Origin of the sequence: Blautia glucerasea, from assembly GCF_013304385.1 — a bacterium.
GTDB lineage: Bacteria > Bacillota > Clostridia > Lachnospirales > Lachnospiraceae > Blautia_A > Blautia_A ammoniilytica.
On record NZ_JAAITU010000021.1, the window covers coordinates 37,155 to 59,084 of the forward strand.

The 21,930-nt window shown below is 43.7% G+C and carries 20 protein-coding genes and 1 riboswitch; of the genes, 16 read left to right on the top strand and 4 right to left on the bottom strand.

The annotated features are described in order from the left end of the window. The first annotated feature begins 85 nt into the window (after positions 1–85). Positions 86–192, top strand: a riboswitch (glycine riboswitch). Both G5B11_RS09680 and G5B11_RS09685 read left to right on the top strand, forming a co-directional pair. Next, the gene (locus G5B11_RS09680; RefSeq protein ID WP_158420161.1) at positions 193–1,602 is read left to right on the top strand and encodes an alanine/glycine:cation symporter family protein; all 1,410 of its coding nucleotides are present in this window, start codon (positions 193–195) and stop codon (positions 1,600–1,602) included. It begins immediately after the preceding riboswitch. Between the two features lie 212 nt (positions 1,603–1,814). Further along, positions 1,815–2,693: a DegV family protein gene (locus tag G5B11_RS09685; protein WP_158420163.1), complete on the top strand. Its 879-nt coding sequence runs from the start codon at positions 1,815–1,817 to the stop codon at positions 2,691–2,693. Here the strand turns inward: G5B11_RS09685 and G5B11_RS09690 are convergent, their stop codons facing one another. Next, a complete protein-coding gene (locus tag G5B11_RS09690) occupies positions 2,694–3,476 on the bottom strand; it encodes a polysaccharide deacetylase family protein (RefSeq protein WP_244092964.1) in 783 nt (260 codons plus the stop codon). It abuts the gene before it with no gap. 664 nt (positions 3,477–4,140) lie between these two features. On the opposite strand from G5B11_RS09690, the gene G5B11_RS09695 reads away from it, so the two are divergent. The 14 genes from G5B11_RS09695 (at position 4,141) to rseP (ending at position 17,428) form a co-directional block, all read left to right on the top strand. Further along, positions 4,141–5,211 carry a M24 family metallopeptidase gene (locus tag G5B11_RS09695; protein ID WP_173727887.1) on the top strand — a complete coding sequence of 357 codons (1,071 nt, stop codon included), beginning with the start codon at positions 4,141–4,143 and terminating at the stop codon, positions 5,209–5,211. Positions 5,212–5,233: 22 nt separating this feature from the next. Beyond that, entirely contained in the window at positions 5,234–5,638 is a 405-nt protein-coding gene (locus G5B11_RS09700) for an amino acid-binding protein (RefSeq protein ID WP_173727889.1), read from the top strand. A 97-nt stretch (positions 5,639–5,735) separates the two neighbouring features. Next, positions 5,736–7,055 carry a phosphopyruvate hydratase gene (gene eno / locus G5B11_RS09705; protein ID WP_158420168.1) on the top strand — a complete coding sequence of 440 codons (1,320 nt, stop codon included), beginning with the start codon at positions 5,736–5,738 and terminating at the stop codon, positions 7,053–7,055. Between the two features lie 119 nt (positions 7,056–7,174). Continuing rightward, positions 7,175–7,411 carry a preprotein translocase subunit SecG gene (gene secG / locus G5B11_RS09710; protein ID WP_173727890.1) on the top strand — a complete coding sequence of 79 codons (237 nt, stop codon included), beginning with the start codon at positions 7,175–7,177 and terminating at the stop codon, positions 7,409–7,411. A gap of 177 nt (positions 7,412–7,588) precedes the next feature. Next, complete coding sequence (gene rnr / locus G5B11_RS09715) at positions 7,589–9,802, top strand: ribonuclease R (RefSeq protein ID WP_420360626.1); 2,214 nt, start codon at positions 7,589–7,591, stop codon at positions 9,800–9,802. Between the two features lie 24 nt (positions 9,803–9,826). Next, positions 9,827–10,297: an SsrA-binding protein SmpB gene (gene smpB / locus G5B11_RS09720; protein WP_158420171.1), complete on the top strand. Its 471-nt coding sequence runs from the start codon at positions 9,827–9,829 to the stop codon at positions 10,295–10,297. Positions 10,298–10,307: 10 nt separating this feature from the next. Continuing rightward, complete coding sequence (locus G5B11_RS09725; RefSeq protein ID WP_158420172.1) at positions 10,308–10,829, top strand: acyl-CoA thioesterase; 522 nt, start codon at positions 10,308–10,310, stop codon at positions 10,827–10,829. Positions 10,830–11,044: 215 nt separating this feature from the next. Next, complete coding sequence (locus tag G5B11_RS09730) at positions 11,045–12,007, top strand: hypothetical protein (protein WP_173727894.1); 963 nt, start codon at positions 11,045–11,047, stop codon at positions 12,005–12,007. 93 nt (positions 12,008–12,100) lie between these two features. Then, positions 12,101–12,796 carry a UMP kinase gene (gene pyrH, locus G5B11_RS09735; RefSeq protein WP_173727921.1) on the top strand — a complete coding sequence of 232 codons (696 nt, stop codon included), beginning with the start codon at positions 12,101–12,103 and terminating at the stop codon, positions 12,794–12,796. Between the two features lie 34 nt (positions 12,797–12,830). Then, the gene (frr, locus tag G5B11_RS09740; RefSeq protein ID WP_158420175.1) at positions 12,831–13,382 is read left to right on the top strand and encodes a ribosome recycling factor; all 552 of its coding nucleotides are present in this window, start codon (positions 12,831–12,833) and stop codon (positions 13,380–13,382) included. An 85-nt stretch (positions 13,383–13,467) separates the two neighbouring features. Then, the gene (locus tag G5B11_RS09745) at positions 13,468–14,184 is read left to right on the top strand and encodes an isoprenyl transferase (protein WP_173727896.1); all 717 of its coding nucleotides are present in this window, start codon (positions 13,468–13,470) and stop codon (positions 14,182–14,184) included. Then, positions 14,177–14,968, top strand: a complete 792-nt coding sequence (locus G5B11_RS09750) for a phosphatidate cytidylyltransferase (RefSeq protein WP_173727899.1) — start codon at positions 14,177–14,179, stop codon at positions 14,966–14,968. Before G5B11_RS09745 ends, G5B11_RS09750 begins: the two co-directional genes overlap by 8 nt. 29 nt (positions 14,969–14,997) lie before the next feature. Next, positions 14,998–16,140 (top strand): 1-deoxy-D-xylulose-5-phosphate reductoisomerase, encoded by a 1,143-nt coding sequence (gene dxr, locus G5B11_RS09755; protein WP_173727901.1) that lies wholly within the window; start codon positions 14,998–15,000, stop codon positions 16,138–16,140. A 1-nt stretch (position 16,141) separates the two neighbouring features. After that, entirely contained in the window at positions 16,142–17,428 is a 1,287-nt protein-coding gene (gene rseP, locus G5B11_RS09760) for an RIP metalloprotease RseP (protein WP_173727903.1), read from the top strand. Here the strand turns inward: rseP and G5B11_RS09765 are convergent. The 3 genes from G5B11_RS09765 to G5B11_RS09775 all read right to left on the bottom strand — a co-directional run bounded on the left by G5B11_RS09765 (position 17,425) and on the right by G5B11_RS09775 (position 21,819). Then, positions 17,425–19,215 carry a radical SAM/SPASM domain-containing protein gene (locus G5B11_RS09765; RefSeq protein ID WP_173727905.1) on the bottom strand — a complete coding sequence of 597 codons (1,791 nt, stop codon included), beginning with the start codon at positions 19,213–19,215 and terminating at the stop codon, positions 17,425–17,427. The genes rseP and G5B11_RS09765 overlap by 4 nt on opposite strands. Then, positions 19,202–21,403 carry a peptidase domain-containing ABC transporter gene (locus tag G5B11_RS09770; RefSeq protein WP_173727907.1) on the bottom strand — a complete coding sequence of 734 codons (2,202 nt, stop codon included), beginning with the start codon at positions 21,401–21,403 and terminating at the stop codon, positions 19,202–19,204. Before G5B11_RS09770 ends, G5B11_RS09765 begins: the two co-directional genes overlap by 14 nt. Before the next feature lie 80 nt (positions 21,404–21,483). After that, entirely contained in the window at positions 21,484–21,819 is a 336-nt protein-coding gene (locus tag G5B11_RS09775) for a hypothetical protein (RefSeq protein ID WP_173727909.1), read from the bottom strand. Positions 21,820–21,930 lie beyond the last annotated feature (111 nt).

The window sequence follows — 21,930 nt, forward strand, 5'->3', positions numbered from 1 at the left end:
AAGTGAGGAAAATGTGCTAACCTGTATTCCTGTGTGTTTATTCTAAATACGAATGACCGCCACAGCCGCACAGAAATAAGGCGGATTCGTAAACTCAGGAGAGTCTCTTCAAAAAAATCCGAGGAAGAGCGCCGAAGGTGTACGCAGCAGTAAAGCTGTCATTCTCTCAGGCAAAAGGATGGAGGAAAAATTATGTTTACACAAATCAACAACTTTATCACATGGTTTGACGGAGTCGTATGGGGACTTCCGCTGATCATTCTGATCCTGATCACAGGATTTCTTTTAACCGTTCGGTTAGGTGTTTTACAGGTAAGGCATTTGGGAAAAGCCCTGAAATTCATGGTAAAAAATGAAGAAGGCGGCGAAGGTGAAGTTACCAGCTTTGGAGCCCTTTGCACAGCATTGTCTGCAACCATCGGTACAGGGAATATTGTAGGTGTTGCCACTGCAATTGCAGCAGGAGGACCGGGAGCTTTGTTCTGGATGATCGTAGCAGCATTCTTCGGAATGGCAACAAAGTATGCGGAAGGCTTGCTGGCAATCAAATATCGAACCATCGATAAAGATGGCCATGTACTTGGAGGCCCATTTTATTATATCGAAAATGGTATGGGCAAACAGTGGAGATGGCTTGCCAAGATTTTTGCATTTTTCGGGGCTGGAGTTGGACTGTTTGGCATTGGTACTTTTACCCAGGTAAATGGTATTGCGTCTGCAGTTAAGAATTTCTTTGACCCGGATACAGTACATACTGTTTCGATCCTGGGAAGAGATTATTCCTGGGCAACAGTGATCGCATGTCTGATCCTTACGGTATGTGTAGGACTGGTTGTACTTGGCGGGATCAAACGTATTGCAAATGTATCACAGGTCATTGTGCCTTTTATGGCAGTTTTATATGTGGCACTTGCATTGATCATTGTTATTACAAATATTACGGCTGTACCTGCAGCCATTGCCCAGATCGTAAAAACAGCCTTTTCAGGAAGTGCCCTGGCAGGCGGAGCGATGGGAACTATGGTTGTAGCTATGCAGAAGGGTATTGCCAGAGGAATCTTTTCAAATGAATCCGGTCTTGGAAGTGCACCGATCGCAGCAGCTGCGGCACAGACAAAGGAGCCTGTACGTCAGGGTCTGGTATCTATGACAGGTACATTTATTGATACGATTGTGATCTGTACCATGACAGGACTTGCCATTGTTATGACAGGAACCTGGAATACAGGACTGGAAGGCGTAGAGATCACCACTGCAGCTTTCCAAAAGGGTTTGCCATTCCCTCCACAGGTGGCATCCTTTGCATTGATGATTTGTCTGGTATTCTTTGCGTTTACCACGATCCTGGGTTGGGATTACTATGGAGAGCGGTGTCTGGAATATTTATTTAACAGGAATCAGGGAGCAGTAAAGACTTATCGTTTACTTTACATCATCTGTGTATTTATCGGACCATATATGACAGTTGCGGCAGTATGGAATATTGCGGATATTTTCAATGCACTGATGGCCTTCCCCAATCTGATCGCTTTGCTTGCATTAAGCGGTGTGGTAGTAAGGGAAACCAAGGATTTCTTTAAACGTCACAAAAATTACGAATAAATATCAAAATATATAAAACAGGGGGCTGCTGCAGCCCTCTGTTTTGTGCATATGGCGTTCTCCTTTTCTGTTTTGCATTCCAATACTGTAATCGTAAGATCTGCTTTTCCAACACTGTAATCGTAATATTGTCTTTTACAAAATAAATGATCTATGGTAGAATAATTCTGATTCTAAATTATATTGAAAAGAAAAACGTGAAGGAGAAAATCATGAGCGAATATATAATTATGACAGATACTTCCGCAGATATTCCGGAAGTAATACTTGCAGAAGGTCACATTCAGCTTATTCCCATGGCGTTTGAATTGAATGGAGAAGAGCGGGTACATTCTGATCCGGGAAAATGGGACAGTAAGGAATTCTATGGTAAACTGCGTGATGGCGGACAGGGCAAGACCTCACAGATTCCTCCTATGGTTTATACAGAATATTTTGAAAAGATCTTAAAAGAAGGAAAAGACATTCTGTATCTTTCTCTTTCAGGCGGACTTACATCTACCTGGCAAAGCTCAAAGCTTGCTGCCACTGACCTGATGGAAGAGTATCCGGACAGGAAGATTTCCTGCGTAGATTCCCATGCAGCTACAGGAGGGCAGGGGATCCTTACCCTGATCGCAAGGAAAAATCAGGAAAAGGGCATGAGCCTGGAGGAGAATACCGCCTGGCTGGAAGAAAACAGAAATAATATCTGCCACTGGTTTACTGTAGATGATCTGGACTTTCTGAAGCGAGGAGGCAGGATCTCACCGGCAATTGCCTGGATCGGCGGCAAATTAAAGATCAAGCCTGTTCTTCGGATCGCTGAGGACGGGACTCTTGCTATTATGGAAAAGGTAAGAGGGTCAAAAGCAGCCCTGAATTATATTTCCGGTAAATATACATCTATTCCGGAAAATTATGATCCTGAGTATCCATATGTATTCCTTTGCCATGGGGATGCACAGGAGCAGGCAGAAAAGTTAAAGGCAGACATTCTTGCAGCAATGCCCCAGGCACAGGTTGTGATCATGCCAATGAGCCCTATTATTGGCGTACATACAGGACCGGGCGTTCAGGCTGTGATCTATTATGGGAAGAACCGGGTCTGATCATAGATCCTGAAGACTGCCAAAGGAATAACCCATGGCTTCCCATCGGGTAAGAAGTTCATCAAGAATATCAGCATTTGTAGAAGAGGTACTGTGAAGCAGCACGATGGCACCAGGATGGATGCGTCCAAGCAGCTTTTCAAAGGTCTCTTCTTTTGTTGGCTGTTTGTCCTGATACCAGTCTACATAGGCAAGACTCCAGAAAAAGGTTTTATACCCCAGTTCTTTTGCCATGGAAAGATTGACAGGACTGTAGATTCCTCTTGGAGGCCGGTAATATTTTGGCATAGAGGATCCGGTGGCTGATTGGTAAAGTTTTTCTACATCCTGAAGTTCTTTTTGGAATCCTTGCATGGATGAAATGAAAGACATATCCGGGTGGGTCATGGTATGATTTCCAATGGTGTGGCCTGCCTGGATCATTTTTTTTAACAGATCCGGATGATCTGAAATAAAGTTTCCCACCACAAAAAAAGCTGCAGATACCTGGTGTTTTTTCAGGGCTTCCAGAATCTTTGGCATATTACCATTTTCATAACCGCAGTCGAAAGTAAGATATATGATTTTTTCTTCTGTGTCTGCAGCATAGTAAGCATTATATTTTTTCAATTCTTCTATGGAAGCATTCCCAATAGGACGTTTCCCCTTTTCCTGAAAGCTTAAACCCCAGCTGGTGTTTTCGGAGGATGCACTGACGCTGCCGTAGTCAGGCAGTAACTGTCCAGTGGTTTTGCCTAGCAGAGAGCCGGTACAGAAGGCTGCTGCAAAAAGAATCAGGATCATAAGATGGACTTTTGAGATGGGAAAAAATTTTAAACGGAAATTTTTCATAGAACCTCAGAAGAAAAGATTTGTATCAGTTTATGAGAAATAGTAAAAAATATGTGAAAAAATAAGAGCCATCCGTCTTAATAACCGATGACTCTTAGGAGTGTTCACTGTCCAATGGAATGTACCTCACTTTCAAAATTTAATAAAACAATTCAGGTATTTCGCTTAAGTTCTTGGTGGACCGTACCTTCCTTTCTTAGAATATAGGAAAATCAATTCTTATTTCGGTGGTCTGTACCTCACTTTCCTGGAGTTTATTTGAATAACATTTCTACGTTTCTGGGGGAATCACTCCTTTTCTATTTATTATGTTTCCCTTTTGTTTTATGCGTTTACTATAACAGAATATTTTGCATATGTCAATAGAAAAATAGAAAAATAAATAAAAAATACAATAAATAAAAGACTATAAAGAGATAATATTTAAAAAAAACTGAAAATTTATACAATTAACCAGAGGATATTTGGAAAATATTGAAATGAAAATCAAAAGACCAGGCAGAAATGGGAGAGCCAGGTGAAGATTGTAAGAAGTGTACGAACAGGATGTTGCGATTTGGGAAGAATAAGGGTATAATAGCAAGCGTATTTGACAGAGATAAGGGAGGAACAGATTATGTTAGATCAAATTCTGAAAGACAGACAGGTTCAGGCAATTCTGATCACAGACCCATATAATATGCGCCATGTAAGCGGATTCAGAGGAGGAGAAGGTGCCCTTTATATTTCAGGCACCCAGACTGTTCTGATCACAGATTCCAGATATACTGAAGCAGCAGCAAAGGAAAGCAGTTTTACCGTGCTCCAGGAGTCTAATCAGCATAAAAGAGAAGAAATCCTGAAAGAGTGTATAGAAAAAGAGCAGGTACAGGGGGATTTTGCTTTGGGCTATGAAGACCAGTCAATGCTTTGCTGTGATTTTGCAAAATTAACAAAAGCATTGCCGGTTCAGTGCTGGGTACCCCTTGAAAGCAGCATCAATGACCTGAGACAGGTGAAGACCCAGGAAGAGATCCAATACCTGAAAATGGCTGAGGAGATTGGCGACAGAGCATTTGCAAGGCTTCTGCCTCTTTTGAAGCCAGGAATGACAGAGCTGGAGGCAGCTGCTGAGTTGGAATACCTTATGAAACAGGAAGGGGCAGAGGATCTCAGCTTTAATACCATCGTGGCTTCAGGACTGAACAGCTCTATGCCTCACGCTATTCCAGGTACAAAGAAATTTGAAAAAGGCGATTTTATCACCTTTGATTTCGGATGCAAATATAAGGGATATTGTTCAGATATGACCCGTACAGTAGTCCTTGGAAAAGCAAGTGACAAACAGAAAGAGATCTATAATGTTGTTCTGAAAGCGCAGCTGGCCGGACTGGATGCATTAAAGGCCGGCAAATCCGGAGCAAGTGTAGACAAAGTTGCCAGGGATATTATTGCAGATGCAGGTTACGGAGAGTATTTTGGACATGGACTGGGACACAGCGTAGGACTTTTCATCCATGAGAATCCAAGGCTTTCTCCGTCTGATGACACCATTCTTAAGGAGAATATGATCGAAACCGTAGAGCCAGGGATCTATGTACCTGGTTTTGGAGGCGTAAGGATCGAAGATATGGTGGTTGTTACAAAAGAAGGTCATATAAATCTGGCCCACTCACCAAAGGAACTGATCGAGTTACCAGTAGAATAGAACATATACCGAGGAGATTATTATGTTAAAACAGTTGTCTATTTTCGCAGAAAACGTAAAAGGTGCCATGCACAAAATGACACAGATCCTTCAGGAGAATGATATCAATATTCTTGGATCTGTTACCAATGACAGTGCTGAGTATGGTATTGTACGTATGGTGGTATCGGATCCGGACAAGGCTGGCAAGGCATTGACAGAAGCAGGATTTCTGTGTAAGCTTACCGATGTCCTGGGGATCGAGGTTAAGGATGAAGTGGGAAATCTTAACAATCTTCTTCAGAGTTTTCTTGACAGCAATGTAAATATTGATTATCTGTACCTGTCCTTTAACAGGGACACAGGACGCCCCATTATGATCCTTCATGTAGAGGATATTATGGAGGTAGAAGCCTGCCTGAAAAGCAAAGGATTTATTTCCCTTTAAGCTGCAGTCAAAATGGAAATGTGATAAAAGGATCTGCTTTGAATAGAAAATGCTGTTACAGGAAAAACTACCTTCATAAATATCAGGAGGTAAAAACATGTTACGGTATCTTCCTATCAGAAAGATTCACGCAAGACAAGTACTGGATTCCAGAGGCAATCCTACGGTAGAAGTAGAAGTTACAGTAGGAGAAGGTGTGATTGGGATCAATGGATATACAGCAAGAGCAATGGTACCTTCAGGAGCATCTACAGGGAAATTTGAAGCTGTAGAGCTAAGGGATCAGGAAAAAGACAAATATCTGGGGCTGGGTGTGGAGAAAGCAGTCCAAAATGTGAATACGAAGATTGCTGAAGCAGTTCTGGGAGAGAATGCCTTAAATCAGATGTACATTGACCAGATCTTGCAGTACACAGACGGGACAGACAACAAGGGGAATCTGGGGGCAAATGCTACACTTGGAGTATCCATGGCAGTAGCAAGGGCAAGTGCCATGGCCATGAGGATTCCCCTTTATCAATATCTGGGAGGCTGTCATGCCAGCCGGCTGCCTGTGCCTATGATGAATATCCTGAATGGGGGCTGTCACGCAGACAATACGGTGGATCTGCAGGAATTTATGATCATGCCCCTTGGGACGGACTGCTTTCCGGAAGCATTGCGGATGAGTGCAGAAATATATCAGCATTTGAAATGTATCCTCAGGCAGAGAAATATGAATACTGGAGTGGGCGACGAAGGCGGTTTTGCACCGGATGTGAAGGACTCCAGGCAGGTTCTGGAGCTGATCATGGAGGCCATTGAAAAAAGTGGTTATCAGCCGGGCAAAGAGATTGGAATCGCAATTGATGCGGCTGCCAGTGAATTGTATGATGAAGAAAGAGGAGTTTATGTTTTCCCTGGCGAAAGTCAGATGACAGGGGAAGAAGTATTACGGGACAGTGGAGAGATGATCCATTATTATCAGACGCTGGCTCAGGATTTCCCTGTTGTGTCTCTGGAGGATGGACTTCATGAGGATGACTGGGAAGGCTGGAAGAATTTGACAAAGGCTCTGGGAAGCCATCTTCAGCTGGTAGGAGATGATCTTTTTGTTACCAATATTAAAAGACTTGGCTGTGGGATCCGTCTGGATGCTGCCAATGCGATTCTGATCAAAGTGAATCAGATCGGAACGGTAACAGAAGCCCTGGATGCTGTGGAAATGGCTCATCGTGCAGGATATCGTTCTGTCATATCCCACCGTTCCGGGGAAACTGAGGACCCTTTTATTGCCGATCTGGCAGTGGCAACAGGAGCGGGGCAGATCAAAACAGGAGCACCATGCAGATCTGAGCGGAATGCCAAATACAATCAGCTTCTTCGGATCCATGAGCATCTGGGTGGACTGGCAATCTATCAGAATCCATTTTCTTGATCTGTTTGTATGTTTTCAGTAATTTTAACAAAACATTATAAAAACATTTTGGAAAAACAGTTGAAATCCCACTTTACCTATGATACAATGAAAAACAGTTGATTAGGAGGTGTAACAGAGTGGAGATTTTAAGAACGATATTGACAGTTATTTTTGCTATAGATTGTATTGCCCTTACCGTAGTAGTCCTGATGCAGGAAGGAAAGTCTCAGGGCCTGGGCGCAATTGCAGGAGCAGCAGATACCTACTGGGGAAAGAATAAGGGACGTACCATGGAAGGCGGCCTTGTTAAAGCTACTTCTCTGATGGGAGTTCTGTTCTTTGTGCTTACTGTAGTTCTGAACCTGAATTTCTAAGCATATTCCAGTGACAGGACAAGCCGCAGGTTTTACAGCTTTATGCTGTGGACATTGTGTATAAGTTAGTAAATGGGAAAGGCTGTTGCATATTACAACAGCCTTTTTTTTATCAAAGGAGATATTTTGAGCGGAAGAAATAATACAGACAAAAGGAAAAAATTCATACTGGAATTAATGGGAGATCCTGTCTACAAGCCTATGCGGCTGAGGGAAATGGCCTCTTTGCTTGGCCTGTCAAAGGAAGAAAAAAGAGAATTATGGCAGGTGCTGGATGAACTGGAGCAGGAGGGCAAGGCACAGCAGGACAAAAAAGGCAGGTATTTCAAAGTATCCGGTAAAAAGAAAAAAAACAAGATCAGGGAAAAAGATTCAAAAGCTGCAAAAGAATGGAGCGGCGGAAAAGAAAAAAAACGGGTTAAAAAAAGACTGACAGAAAATCATTTCCAGGAAGATCTTGCGGATATGCCCAGGTATGAAGGGACATTTATCGGGCACAATAAAGGCTTTGGCTTTGTAGAAACCGAAGAACTGGAAGAGGATATATATATTCCGGAGGAAAATACAGGAACAGCTATGCACCAGGACCGGGTAGTGGTAGTTGTGACCAAGGAGCCGGAGGATGGAAAACGTAGGGAAGGCGCTGTTGTGAAGATCCTGGAGCGGGGTACTATCCAGATTGTAGGTACGTATCAGAATAACCGGGATTATGGCTTTGTTCTCAGTGATAATCCCAGATTTTCCAAAGATATTTTTATTCCCAAGAAGGATTCCAAGGGAGTCCGGGATGGAGATAAGGTGGTTGTTCAGATCACAGATTACGGCACTAAGAACAAAAGCCCGGAAGGTAAGGTGATCGAGGATCTGGGGAGTATGAAAGCGCCAGGGACAGACATCCTGGCTATTGTGAAAAGCTTTGGAATTCCAAGTGAATTTCCGGATAAGGTGCTGCGTCAGGCAGAACGTGTACCGGATCATGTGCTGGATGCAGACAGGGAGGGCAGGCTGGATCTGACCCATCTTCAGACGGTTACCATTGACGGTGAGGATGCAAAGGATCTGGATGATGCGATTTCCCTGACAAAAGAGGGAGATATCTACCACCTGGGGGTACATATTGCAGATGTTAGCAATTATGTGCAGGGCGGCAGTGCCTTGGACCGTGAAGCCTTGAAAAGGGGTACCAGTGTTTACCTGGCAGACCGTGTGGTGCCTATGCTTCCGGTACGGCTTTCTAATGGGATCTGCTCCCTGAATCAGGGACAGGACCGCCTTACGCTTTCCTGTCTGATGGATATTGATTCATCAGGAAAGCGGATTTCCTACCAGATCGCAGAGACTGTGATCCGTGTGGATGAGCGGATGAGTTACACAGATGTTAAGAATATTCTGGAGGATACGGATCCACAGGCAAAAGAAAGATATGCGTCGTTGATTCCCATGTTTTTCCTTATGAAAGAACTTTCAGGGATCATCCGTGAAAGCAGACATCACAGAGGTTCCATTGATTTTGATTTTCCGGAAAGCAAGATCATCCTGAATGCAGCAGGAAGGGCTATCGATGTAAAGCCTTATGAAGCTAATGTAGCTACCAGGATCATTGAAGACTTTATGCTGGTGGCAAATGAGACTGTGGCAGAAGAATACTGTAAAGAAGGAAAACCATTTGTTTACAGGACGCACGATAATCCGGATCCTGAAAAGGTGGAAAGTCTGCTGACCCTATTGCGTAATCAGGGAGTGGCTGTACAGAAGATGGGTCAGGAGATCACTCCCAAGGAGATACAGCAGATCCTGGAGCAGATCCAGGGGCTGGAGAATGAACCGCAGATTAGCCGTCTTACTCTTCGCACCATGAAGCAGGCCAGGTATACTACCCAATGCAGCGGTCATTTCGGATTGGCTGCAAAGTATTATTGCCATTTCACTTCTCCTATCCGCAGATATCCGGATCTTCAGATCCACAGGATCATTAAAGATAATTTAAGGGGACGCCTGATCCGGGAAGGAAGGACGGAACATTATCAGGAGATCCTGGAGGATGTGGCACAGCAGTCCAGTGCCTGTGAACGCAGGGCTGATGAGGCAGAAAGGGAGTCTGATAAGCTGAAAAAGGCAGAATACATGTCCTATCATCTGGGTGAAGAATATGAAGGGATCATTTCCGGTGTTACAGGCTGGGGCTTTTACGTGGAGCTTCCCAATACAGTAGAAGGACTTGTACATGTAAATACATTGCGGGATGATTATTACACCTTTGACAAAGAAACTTATGAACTACGGGGAGACATGACCCGGAAGGTATACAGGCTGGGCCAGAAGGTAAAGGTCCGGGTAGCAGATGCAGATACATTTTTGAAGACTGTGGATTTTACAGTAGTCCATCCGTAAAAATATAAGAAAGGGAGAGAGCCAATGGCGAAGAAACCTGGGATCAAACTGATCGCAAATAATAAAAAAGCCTTTCATGATTATTTTATAGAAGATACCTATGAAGCCGGGATCGCACTAGCTGGCACAGAGGTAAAATCTCTCCGAATGGGGAAATGCAGTATCAAAGAATCCTATGTTCGGTCAGAGAGAGGGGAGATGTTCATATATGGTATGAATATCAGTCCTTATGAAAAGGGGAATATTTTCAATAAAGATCCTCTTCGTGTAAGGAAGCTTCTTCTGCACAGATACGAGATCAACAAGATCGAAGGAAAGCTGAAGGAGAAAGGCCTGACACTTGTACCATTAAAGGTGTATTTTAAGAACAGCCTGGTGAAAGTGGAGATCGGAATGGCAAGAGGAAAGAAACTGTATGACAAACGTCAGGATATTGCAAAGAAAGACCAGAGACGAGAGGCTGAACGAGACTTTAAGGTAAAGAATCTGTACTGATGGAGGCAGCATGAAGAAAGCAGGATTCATGGAGAAAAATCAAATTCAGGATAAAGAGCGACGGATTCGTACTGTGGCAGATTCAAGGACAGAACAGGTACATTTGATCATGCATCAGCACTTAAATGCAGGCGGCCGTCTGTTTGGGGGAATGCTGATGCAGTGGGCAGATGAGGTGGCCAGTGTGGTAGCCATGCGTCATGCAGGCACCAACCGTGTGACCACAGCTGCCATTGATAATCTTCAGTTTAAAGAAGCAACCTATGAAGGAGAGCTTTTGGTACTGATCGGATATGTTACCTGTGTAGGTAATACCTCTATGGAAGTGGAAATCGATACGTATGTGGAAAGGTCAGATGGCATGCGCTATTCTGTGAACCGTGCATTTTTTGTCATGGTGGCAATGGACGAAAACGAGCATCCTATGCAGGTACCGGGGCTTAAGATCTGTACAGAGGCGGAAAAGGGCAGACATGAAGCAGGACTCCTTAGGAAAAATATGCGGAAGAACCGTATGAAGACAGGGTTTTAACAGGGGTATTCAGTGAAAAGCACTTATCCCATTATAGAAACAAAAAGTCTAAAAATTGTATGAAATCCTGCCGGGGTTGGTTGACAAGATGGGGATACTCTGTAATAATAAAATAGTATTTTTACTGGATTTGTAACTGTGAGGATACAGAACAGTTACGATTTATGTCCAGATCTTTATTGTTTATGATCCAATTTTCGGGAGGAATATATATTATGAAAAAACGTTATCTAATCCTGGCAGGGCTGCTTGTCTGTGTGGCAGCTGCAGCAGGATGTGGATGTGGAAAAAAGAGCAAAGACGATGGAAAACAGTCTGAGACGCAGGTAACAGTAGCACCTGCATCAGATGACCAGAAGAAAGACGGCTCTTCCGGCAGTGACACAGAACTGGTGGATATGGAGAAGAGCACTGATGAAGATATTACCAATATTATGGGAGAGAAGACAAGCACATCTTCCAAGGTGGTTGTGGTCAATAAGACAGGTTCTGAAGTTGCCAGGATCTATATCCGTCCTAATTCCGATGAGGATGATGACTGGGGCGATGATCTTGTGAACGGCATGTTTACTTTGAAGGACGGGGATAAGGCCCTGTACTACTTTGAGAAGAATGCCAAGGATGCATCTGGTAATACAGTTTCCAGCTATGACATCCGTATTTCTTATACAGATGAGAATAAGAGCGAGTGCTTCTTCAGAAAGATCCCGCTTCAGAATATCAGCCAGATCACTTTGAAGATGGATGGCTCAGGAGATTCTTCTATTCCCTATGCTACTTACTTAACTGGCAGCAGCAAGAAGGAGACCTCCACACTTACAGAGGTTAAGAAGCGTCTGGGGCTGATCGATGATGATGGACAGAGTACAGATGGCAGTGGTAATGATACAGATGCCACACCCACTCCGGGAGTGACCTCTACACCGGCTGCTACTACTGCTCCTACCCCTACCCCGGATCCTAATAATACAGATCCTACAGACAATAGTGCCAGCGTGGCAGAGCAGTATATCGGGCAGTCCCTGGACAGTCTGATCGCAGCATGTGGGGAGCCACAGGGCAGTGACTATCAGAATGAACCGGAGACTGGAGAGACAGGCTACCATTATTATCCATCTTTTACAGTTTCTACTACTGTGGACGAGAGTGGGAATGAGATTGTTGCAGGTGTATGGTAATAAGTACTGCCGGTTGGCAGGAGCAGGTTACGACGAGCAGAGTGAGCATTAACCAGAGAATAATCGAAGCAAAGGCAGGATTTTACAATGGAAATGAAAAGAGTACTATTAAAATTAAGTGGTGAGGCACTGGCAGGCCCTAAGAAGACAGGCTTTGATGAGGCTACAGTGATCGGAGTTGCGAAGCAGATCCATCAGATCGTATCTGAAGGTCTTCAGGTAGGGATCGTGATCGGAGGCGGCAATTTCTGGCGCGGACGTACCAGCGGTGCCATGGAACGCAGCAAGGCAGACCAGATTGGTATGCTCGCTACTATCATGAACTGCATTTATGTATCCGATATCTGCAGATATGTAGGCCTTTCTACAGAGATTTATACGCCATTTACCTGTGGTGCATTTACCAAACTGTATTCCAAGGACAGCGTAGAGGAGAGCTTTGCACAGGGAAAGGTAGTATTTTTTGCCGGTGGTACAGGTCACCCTTATTTTTCTACAGATACAGCGACTGTGCTTCGTGCAGTGGAGATCAGCGCAGATGCTATCCTTCTTGCAAAAGCAGTGGATGGTATTTATGACAGTGATCCCAAGGTAAATCCGGCTGCAGTGAAGTATGATGAGATTTCCATACAGGAAGTGGTTGATAAGAAGCTGGCAGCTATGGATCTTACTGCATCTATTATGTGTCTGGAGCAGAAGATGCCTATGCTGGTATTTGGCCTTGAGGAAGAGAACAGTATTGTAAATACTGTTCATGGTAAATTCTCCGGTACAAAAGTAACCGTGTAGAAAATAGAGAATAACAGGAGAGGGAGATTGAACAATGGATGAGAGAATTCAGAAATATGAGGACAAAATGAAAAAGACCCTGAGTGGTTTTGAGACAGAGCTTACAACGATCCGTGCAGGACGCGCTAATCCGCATATCCTTGATAAGCTGACAGTAGATTACTATGGAACACCTACCCCCCTTCAGCAGGTAGCCAATATTACCGTTCCTGAAGCACGTTTGATCCAGATCCAGCCATGGGAGAACAGTCTGATCAAGAAGATCGAGAAAGCTATTCTGTGTTCTGACCTGGGCCTGAATCCAAGTAATGACGGCAAGGTGATTCGTCTTCTTTTCCCGGAACTTACAGAGGACCGTCGTAAAGAGCTTGTCAAGGATGTTAAGAAGAAAGGGGAAGCAGCGAAGGTTGCTGTCCGCAATATCCGCAGGGATGCCAATGATGCCTTCAAGAAACTGAAAAAAGAAGATGTTTCTGAAGATGAAGTAAAGGAACTTGAAGAGAAAGTCCAGAAACTGACAGATAAGTATATCAAGGATGTAGATGCTGCAGTTGATAAGAAATCCAAAGAAATTATGACAGTATAAGCACTATATATGGGAGGACTGCTGCAAATAAGGCATTGTCTGTTTGCGGCAGTCCTTTTGTGCAGTCTTAAAAGAAGGAGAGAATATGAAAGTACCCAATCATGTTGCAATCATTCTGGATGGGAATGGCAGATGGGCGAAAGCAAAGGGCATGCCAAGAACTTACGGGCATGTAAAAGGCTGTGCCAACCTGGAAACCATTTGTGATGATGTAAAAGACTTAGGAATCAAATATCTGACAGTATATGCGTTTTCCACAGAGAACTGGAAGCGTTCCAGGGATGAGGTGGAAGCGCTGATGAAGCTTTTTAGAAGCTATCTGAAAAAGTGTGTGAAAATTGCAGAAAGAAATAAAATGCGGGTGAAGATCATAGGAGATACCTCTGTATTTGATGAAGTGATCCGGGAGAGGATCCACTACCTGGAAGAAGTATCTAAGGATTATGACGAACTGTATTTCCAGATCGCACTGAATTATGGCAGCAGGGATGAGATTACCAGAGGTATGCGAAGGATGGCACAGGATGCTGCAGAAGGGAAGCTGATTCCGACACAGATTACAGAGGAAACCATAGAGGGATATCTGGATACTGCCGGAGTACCAGATCCGGACCTTCTGATCCGCACAAGCGGAGAACTGCGTCTGTCCAATTTTCTCTTATGGCAGCTGGCATATACAGAATTTTATTTTACAGAAGTTCCATGGCCGGATTTTGATAAACAAGAATTAATCAGAGCCATTGAGAAATATAATCAAAGAGACAGAAGATACGGTGGGGTAAAGGAGGAACAGCATGTTTAAAACAAGACTTATAAGCGGGATCCTGCTGGTAGCAGTGGCACTTCTTACGATCATGAGCGGCAGTTACATACTGTTTTTTACCCTTCTCGGGATTTCCCTGATCGGTATGCAGGAATTATATAAGGCCATGCAGGTTCATAAAGAGAAGTTTACTCTTTTGGAGATCACAGGCTATGTGGGGGCTGTGGTATATTACATTGCCATGGCAGCAGACTATGAGAAATATGGCATGATGGGCTTGATCCTGGCATTGATCCTTCTGCTTTTTGTATATGTATTTACATATCCAAGATTTCATGCAGGAGAAGTAATGGAAGCCTTTTTCGGGATCGTCTATGTTGCGGTTATGCTTTCTTTTATTTACCTTACCCGTAATCTTACAGATGGCAAGTATATTGTGTGGCTGATCTTCTTATGCTCCTGGGGATGCGACACCTGCGCTTACTGTACAGGTATGCTCATCGGTAAGCACAAGATGGCTCCTGTACTAAGCCCTAAGAAATCGGTGGAAGGAGCTGTAGGAGGTGTGGCAGGAGCCGCACTTCTGGGTGCATTATATGCAGCAGCCACTGGTGGTAAAGTGGCAGAGTATGCCCTGATTTGCGCGGTTGGAGCGCTGATCTCCATGGTAGGCGATCTGGCTGCTTCTGCCATCAAGAGAAATCAGGGAATCAAGGATTACGGCAAACTGATCCCGGGACATGGAGGAATCCTTGACCGTTTTGACAGTGTGATCATTACTGCACCGGTAATCTATTATCTGGCAACCCTGATCCTGGGCTGATCCATATAGGAAGAGAGGATGCACTTTTTATGAAAAAAATAGCAATTTTAGGTTCTACCGGATCTATAGGCACCCAGACATTGGATGTAGTCCGGGGCAATAAAGATATACAGGTTCTTGGTATCAGCGCAGGGAGAAATATCCTTAAGCTGGAAGAACAGGTACGGGAGTTCCATCCCAGGCTGGTAGCTGTATGGGATGAACAGGCTGCAAAAGACCTGCAGATACGGATCGCAGATCTGCCTGTAGAAGTGGTTTCGGGTATGGACGGTCTGCTTCAGCTGGCAAGGATGGATGAGACAGATATACTTGTGACGGCTGTGGTAGGGATGATCGGGATCCGTCCTACTATGGAAGCCATCTGTGCAGGAAAAGACATTGCACTTGCCAATAAAGAGACCCTGGTAACGGCCGGGCATCTGATCATGCCCCTTGCAAAGGAAAAGGGAGTACAGATCCTGCCGGTAGACAGTGAGCACAGTGCCATTTTTCAGGCTATTCATGGAGAAAACAAAAAAGAGATCCATAAGCTTCTGATCACAGCCTCCGGCGGACCTTTCAGAGGAAGGAAACGGGAAGATCTGCAGCAGGTGACTGTGGCAGATACATTAAAACACCCTAACTGGGTTATGGGACAGAAGATCACAGTAGATTCAGCAACCCTGGTGAATAAAGGACTTGAGGTAATGGAAGCAAGATGGCTGTTTGATATGGATCTTGATCATATTCAGGTAGTGGTACAGCCTCAAAGTATTATCCATTCCATGGTTGAATTTAAAGATGGGGCAGTGATGGCACAGCTTGGGACACCGGATATGCGCCTGCCCATCCAGTATGCCCTGTATTATCCTGAGAGACGTTATCTGGATGGGGAACGCCTTGACTTCCATAAACTCAGGCAGATCACCTTTGAAGAACCGGATATGGATACGTTCCTGGGGCTTCCTATGGCAATCCAGGCAGCGCAGGCTGGAGGCAGCATGCCTACTGTCTTTAATGCAGCCAATGAGCTGGCAGTGAAGCTATTTCTTCAGGAAAAGATCCGTTTTCTGGATATTTATCAGATTATCGGGCAGTCTATGGGAAGACATAAAGTGATCCAGCATCCGGATCTGGATCAGATCCTGGCTGTGGAAAAAGAAACCTATCAGTGGATTGAAAGCAGGTGGTAGATTGAAGATCATTCTGGCAATCATTATTTTCAGTGCAATTGTATTGTTTCATGAGTTGGGACATTTTCTGCTGGCAAAGAAAAATGGGATCGTAGTTACAGAGTTTTCCCTGGGAATGGGGCCAAGGCTTGTAAGTACGGTAAAGGGAGGTACCAGGTATTCTCTAAAGCTGCTTCCTCTTGGCGGATCCTGTGCCATGCTGGGGGAGGATATGGAGGATGACCGGCCTGGCACTTTCAATGCGGCATCTGTCTGGGGACGGATCGCAGTGGTGGCAGCAGGTCCTGTTTTCAATTTTATTTTGGCATTTGTACTTTCGGTGATCATGGTTTCTCTGGCAGGATATGACCCTGCAGAGGTACTGGATGTAAAGACTGAATCTTCAGCAGAGAAGGCAGGTCTTAAGACAGGAGATGTGATCACGGAATATGAAGGATATACCATTGATCTATCCAGGGATCTGTACCTGTATACGTATTTTAATCCTGCACAGGAAGATAAGACCGTACACATGACGGTAGATCGTGACGGTCAGGAGATCAATCTGGCCTTTAAGCCGGATGTATCTGTCAGGTATCTGCTTGGCTTTAACAGAAGCGATGCTTCCTCTATGGAGGTGGAATCCCTGATCCAGGGAATGCCTTTGGAGGAAGCAGGTCTTCAGGCAGGGGATGTGATCACATCCATTAACGGGGTTAAAGTGGCAGACGGAGATGAATACCAGGCATATATTGATGAGCATCCGCTTTCCGACGAGCCTGTACAGATCACTTATGAGCGAAATGGACTGGAATATGATGCCACCATTACGCCAAGGGAATACCGTACCCCGGATCTTGGATTTTCCTATAATGCAGGCTATCAGAAGACAAAAGGGATGGCTGTATTGAAATACAGTGCCTATGAAGTAAAATATCTGATCCGCTCTACCATTATGAGCCTGAAAGAGCTGGTCACCGGACACCTGGGAATCAAGGATCTGAGCGGACCAGTAGGTGTGGTGGATGCCATCGGTACCACCTATGAACAAAGCAAAAAAGAAGGAACACTTGCAGTATGGGTAAACATGATCTATATGGCAATCTTTCTTTCTGCAAACCTGGGGGTTATGAACCTGCTTCCTATCCCTGCACTGGATGGAGGAAGGCTTATCTTCCTGGTGATTGAAGCAGTGCGGAAAAAGCCGGTGAACCGCCAGGTGGAAGGGATGGTTCATTTTGCCGGGCTGATGCTCCTTATGCTTTTGATGGTGGTAGTGATGTATAATGATCTTCTGAAGATTTTTTAAAGAAGGATAATATCTGATATGTTGGTCAGATATTGTTTTAAAGGCATTTCCTGGATGCCACGGGTACTCATTCCTTCAAATATTACATGTTTGTTTTTTATTCCATATACAAGCAGATATTCTATACCGCCGGCTTTCTTATCTCTTTTATGAACAGATATTCCAGGGATAGGAAAGTCTTCTGCGGTAACAGAAAGATCCATTTGGTAGGATTCTGCAGAAGGAATGCGCTGTCTCATTTTCTGAAGAACCAGGTTTCCTTCTGTAGTGGATTCTACAGGATTGATATCTTTGATCAACTCTTCATAGGATAGTGGTTTGCCAAGGACGGTTGACCATTTTACCAGTGCCCACAAAGCGGTATTTGTAGTTGTATAATTGGATATCTGAAAAGAGTATTCTACGAATTTTTGGTAGTTTTCTGGCTGTGTTCGTTTCAGATGCTCCAGAAAGGCGTAACTGAGTTTGTTCAGCCGTATGTTCAGTTGGCAGCTTTTGGAATTGGTGGTATACATATTGCCATACTGAAGATAGGAATTGGCGTAGCATTCGCCTCCACAGGCCTGGTGAAAATCACAGGCTTTACATGCTGGGATTTTGTCTTTAGGACGTTCCCAGTATTTTTTTACCAAATCCGGACGTACGCCTTCCGCCAGGCTCCCGATACAGAAATCTTTTGAACCCATCATAACGCTGCATGAATAGAATTTTCCGTCAGGACCGCAGATAATACGGTTTTTACCCATTTCACAGCGGAAAGGAGCGCTGCCGCCTTTCCGCAGATTTTGCGAGATCAGGATGCCGAAAACATCAGCACCATTGATCAGCTTTATCAGATAGTCAAAATTCCCCTGCTTTAACTGGAACAATACATTTTCGCACAGTTTCTCGTAATGCAGCAAAAGCTCATCTATATCAAAGTGATCGAAATCGTAGGCAGATCCGGAATATTCCCGGATATAGCGCATGCTGATACAGTCTACATTTGGAAGCTGATAAAGTTCATCAAAGATTTCATCCACCTTCTGGTTTAAAGGGGTGATAGTGGAAGCAATGCCGAATTTTTTGTTTTGAAACAATTCCAGACTCTTTTTTACATCCTGGAAAGTGCCTTTCCCATTTTTGTATATCCGGTTATTGTCATTGGTTTCCTGTCCGCCATCAAGGCTTGTTCCAAGAAGAATCATGGATTCATTTTCAAAATAATCAGCCATTTCCCGAGTCATCAATGTGAGATTGGAGCAGAACATGATCTCGATGGCTTTTCCGATTTCCTGTCTCTTTTCTTTACAGTATTCTGTTACCTGACGAATCAAATCGAACTTCAGCAAAGGCTCTCCGGAGCCGCTGAAATCAAAAATATATTTGCAGCCGTAGGGAGCATATTCGTAAAGCATATAATCAATAGCTTTTTTGATGGTATCAAAGCTCAATTCCTGGTTGTCCAGATAATCAGAGTGTCCAAAGCAGTATTTACAGTTCAGGTTGCATTTCCTGGATGGATGAAAACACAAGGTAAACTGTCCAAGCTCCAGTTCATTTCTAATTTCTGATTCTGAATAGTGAGTCAGATTTCCAATGCGTTTTTCTATGGATGTTCTTGAAAAAACGGAGTATTCTTCCGGAGATTCTTTCTTCAAAAAGCAATCCAGTTCTTTCCATGTCCATTGATATTCACAATCTGTCATTGCACAATCAGGGCGCAGACCAAAGTAATAATTGACAGCAGGCAGATAAAGGATTTTCTCATTCAGGGCTGTATAAATAATTGCTTTATATGTTTTCATCGAATCCTCCAAGTAGATCCGGCTGTGTATGTGAATGATCCTGTACTTCATTCCACAGCCTGTAATAATAATATTTGTTTTGCAGAAGCTGAACATGTGTGCCTTCTTCCACCAGAGAACCATTATCAAATACATAGATCCAATCACAGTTTTTTACTGTGGTCAGCCTGTGAGCAATCTGGATCAATGTCATATGATTGGCACATTCTGACAGGGCACGTCCGATCATCTTTTCTGAAATATTGTCCAGGCTGCTTGTGGCTTCATCCATGATCAGAACTTGAGGCTTCCCAAGAAGTGCCCGGGCAATGGAAATCCGTTGTTTCTGACCGCCGGAAAGATTTTTTCCGTTTTCCTCAATCAGGGTTTCAAAGCCAAGAGGCAGAGAATTAGCCATTTCCTGTATGCCGCATAATTCGCAGATGTGGTTGAAATCACTTTCTTCAATATCCTCACGACCGTTTAGCAGATTTTCGCGAAGAGAACCATTTTGCAGGAAAACATCTTGGGAAAGATACAGAATCTTTTTACGCAGTTCCGGTTTATAAATGGTGTTCATATCAACATCGTTGTAGAAAATAGTTTGATCAGATGTCTGAAAAAGACCTACCAGAAGCTTTGCCAGAGTTGTTTTTCCTGATCCGGAATTTCCGACAAAACCGATTTTTTGTCCCTGTGTTATGGTTAGTGATACATTTTTCAGAACGGGCTTCCTTGTACCGTAAGAGAAAGTAAGATCCTGAACGCGGATCCGTTTAAAATCAGGCAGTGGCTGTACATGCGCCGGTTTTTCTGCATCGTATTCACATCTGTAATCCAGAACTTCTCCAACACGGTTTACGGATACAACGGCAGCCTGAATGGTAGGCTGCAGATTGATCAGATTTGTAACCGGCCCGATAAAATATCCTAACAGGGCATTAAAGGTGATCAGTTCACCAATGGAAAGATTTCCCTTTAGCACGCCGGCTGTGCCTACCCACAGGATGGCAACACCTCCAAGGGAAGAAATGGTAGAGATCAGGGTGCTTTCACTAAGTGAGATCATTCCGATATGGAAATTTTTTTTCAGAAGATCCTTGTACATACCGCTTACTTTGTCAAAATGCCGTTTTTCATTATTAAAGGATTTTATGGTTTCTATGCCGTTTACACTTTCGATAAAGCGTGAAGTGACCTTTGCATTGTCGTCCAGGATCTGACGGTTCATTTTCATTAATGGCCCTGTATATAGAAAAACAATCAGAGCATACACAGCCATCATAATGAAGGCCACCAGAAACATTTGAGGATTATATCTGCACAGGATCACTGCACCGGCAATTGCCATAAATGCATCTAAAAAAACACCTACGGTTGCTTCCGAAATCAGGCTTTGTACACTTCCAATGTCACTGAACCTGGATATGATATCTCCTGTATCCCGCATGGTGTAAAAACGCATGGGAAGAAGCAGTGTATGGTAATAATATCCGAGAGTCAGTTGGGTATCCAGTCGTTGTTCGTATTTGATCATGATAATACTTCGGATAACACTTAAAAGAATCTGAGCCAAATAGAGAATAATAATGCCCAGGGAAACCTGCGTCAGATAGGAAAAAGACGCAGAAGGTACGATTTTGTCCATGATCGTCTGATAATAGTATGAGGTTATTACACCAATGCCTGTGCAGATCACAGACAGAAGGATAATCAGAAATATGGAGCTTTTTTGAGCCAGAATCAGGCGGCAAAAGCTTAATAGATTGTTTTTTTCATGATTACCTGTCACAGAATCATCGGACGGAGCAGTCAGAAGAAGAAAACCTGTCCAGTTTTTTAAAAATTGATCTTTTTTACATGTAAGGATTCCTTTTGCAGGATCACACAGCTTTATGCTGTCTTTTTTTACTTTCAGCACCACTACATAATGGAGAAGCCCATCATCGGTGATCATATGAGCAACGGCTGGATAGGGAAGATCAGGTGTCAGTCCGTCCGGAGTCATGTTCAGAGCACGGTATTGGTAATGGTAATGGGCAAGTCCACGGATAAGACCGGAGGCAGAGGTACCTTCCCGGTCTGTACCGCAAATATCTTTTAATTCGCTTATGGATATTTTAAGACCGTAATACTTGAAAATGCTAAGAAGACAGGCTGGTCCACAGTCTGCCTTATCATTTTGTAATATTGGTGTGAAACGTTTCATGATGGTATCCTTCCAAATTATTTATGCAACAGAAAAATGAGAGCCGGATGTGTATCCGGCTCTCATTGAATTGTGATAAATTAACTTGGCCATTTACCATATTTCTGATAGTATGCAGCGTCGGGTAATCTTGAATTGTCATTGGGGTTTTTACTTTGTGTTCCATAGTAATAGTACGGGTTTGAACTCCGGATGACCTGATTGTAGACTGCAAGTGGAGCTGTAGCTTCACCGACCCGACGGGAACACTGGCAATAACCGTATTTTCCACCAGCATAAGCATCTAAGGAAGCCAGTTCTCTTCCATTGCATATGAAACGAACATGCACACGGCATCCGCCGTTGACTTCGTCCAACTGATCAGCAGCTGCTTCTTTTGCGTTTACCTGGATCGCATCCAAATTAATCTTTTTCATTGCGTTTTTCCTCCTGTTAATGAATTCATGAGAATGATAGCATAATTTACAGAATATTGTCAATAAATTAAAAAAATGAAACATATATTTCTGCGATACTGACAAAATTAA

Excerpts from the sequence above, each read along its gene's own strand:
- G5B11_RS09680 (WP_158420161.1), top strand. The coding sequence starts at position 193 with ATGTTTACACAAATCAACAACTTTATCACATGGTTTGACGGAGTCGTA.
- G5B11_RS09685 (WP_158420163.1), top strand. The coding sequence starts at position 1,815 with ATGAGCGAATATATAATTATGACAGATACTTCCGCAGATATTCCGGAA.
- G5B11_RS09690 (WP_244092964.1), bottom strand. The coding sequence starts at position 3,476 with ATGATCCTGATTCTTTTTGCAGCAGCCTTCTGTACCGGCTCTCTGCTA.
- G5B11_RS09695 (WP_173727887.1), top strand. The coding sequence starts at position 4,141 with ATGTTAGATCAAATTCTGAAAGACAGACAGGTTCAGGCAATTCTGATC.
- G5B11_RS09700 (WP_173727889.1), top strand. The coding sequence starts at position 5,234 with ATGTTAAAACAGTTGTCTATTTTCGCAGAAAACGTAAAAGGTGCCATG.
- eno (WP_158420168.1), top strand. The coding sequence starts at position 5,736 with ATGTTACGGTATCTTCCTATCAGAAAGATTCACGCAAGACAAGTACTG.
- rnr (WP_420360626.1), top strand. The coding sequence starts at position 7,589 with ATGGGAGATCCTGTCTACAAGCCTATGCGGCTGAGGGAAATGGCCTCT.
- smpB (WP_158420171.1), top strand. The coding sequence starts at position 9,827 with ATGGCGAAGAAACCTGGGATCAAACTGATCGCAAATAATAAAAAAGCC.
- G5B11_RS09725 (WP_158420172.1), top strand. The coding sequence starts at position 10,308 with ATGAAGAAAGCAGGATTCATGGAGAAAAATCAAATTCAGGATAAAGAG.
- G5B11_RS09730 (WP_173727894.1), top strand. The coding sequence starts at position 11,045 with ATGAAAAAACGTTATCTAATCCTGGCAGGGCTGCTTGTCTGTGTGGCA.
- pyrH (WP_173727921.1), top strand. The coding sequence starts at position 12,101 with ATGAAAAGAGTACTATTAAAATTAAGTGGTGAGGCACTGGCAGGCCCT.
- frr (WP_158420175.1), top strand. The coding sequence starts at position 12,831 with ATGGATGAGAGAATTCAGAAATATGAGGACAAAATGAAAAAGACCCTG.
- G5B11_RS09745 (WP_173727896.1), top strand. The coding sequence starts at position 13,468 with ATGAAAGTACCCAATCATGTTGCAATCATTCTGGATGGGAATGGCAGA.
- G5B11_RS09750 (WP_173727899.1), top strand. The coding sequence starts at position 14,177 with ATGTTTAAAACAAGACTTATAAGCGGGATCCTGCTGGTAGCAGTGGCA.
- dxr (WP_173727901.1), top strand. The coding sequence starts at position 14,998 with ATGAAAAAAATAGCAATTTTAGGTTCTACCGGATCTATAGGCACCCAG.
- G5B11_RS09765 (WP_173727905.1), bottom strand. The coding sequence starts at position 19,215 with ATGAAAACATATAAAGCAATTATTTATACAGCCCTGAATGAGAAAATC.
- G5B11_RS09770 (WP_173727907.1), bottom strand. The coding sequence starts at position 21,403 with ATGAAACGTTTCACACCAATATTACAAAATGATAAGGCAGACTGTGGA.
- G5B11_RS09775 (WP_173727909.1), bottom strand. The coding sequence starts at position 21,819 with ATGAAAAAGATTAATTTGGATGCGATCCAGGTAAACGCAAAAGAAGCA.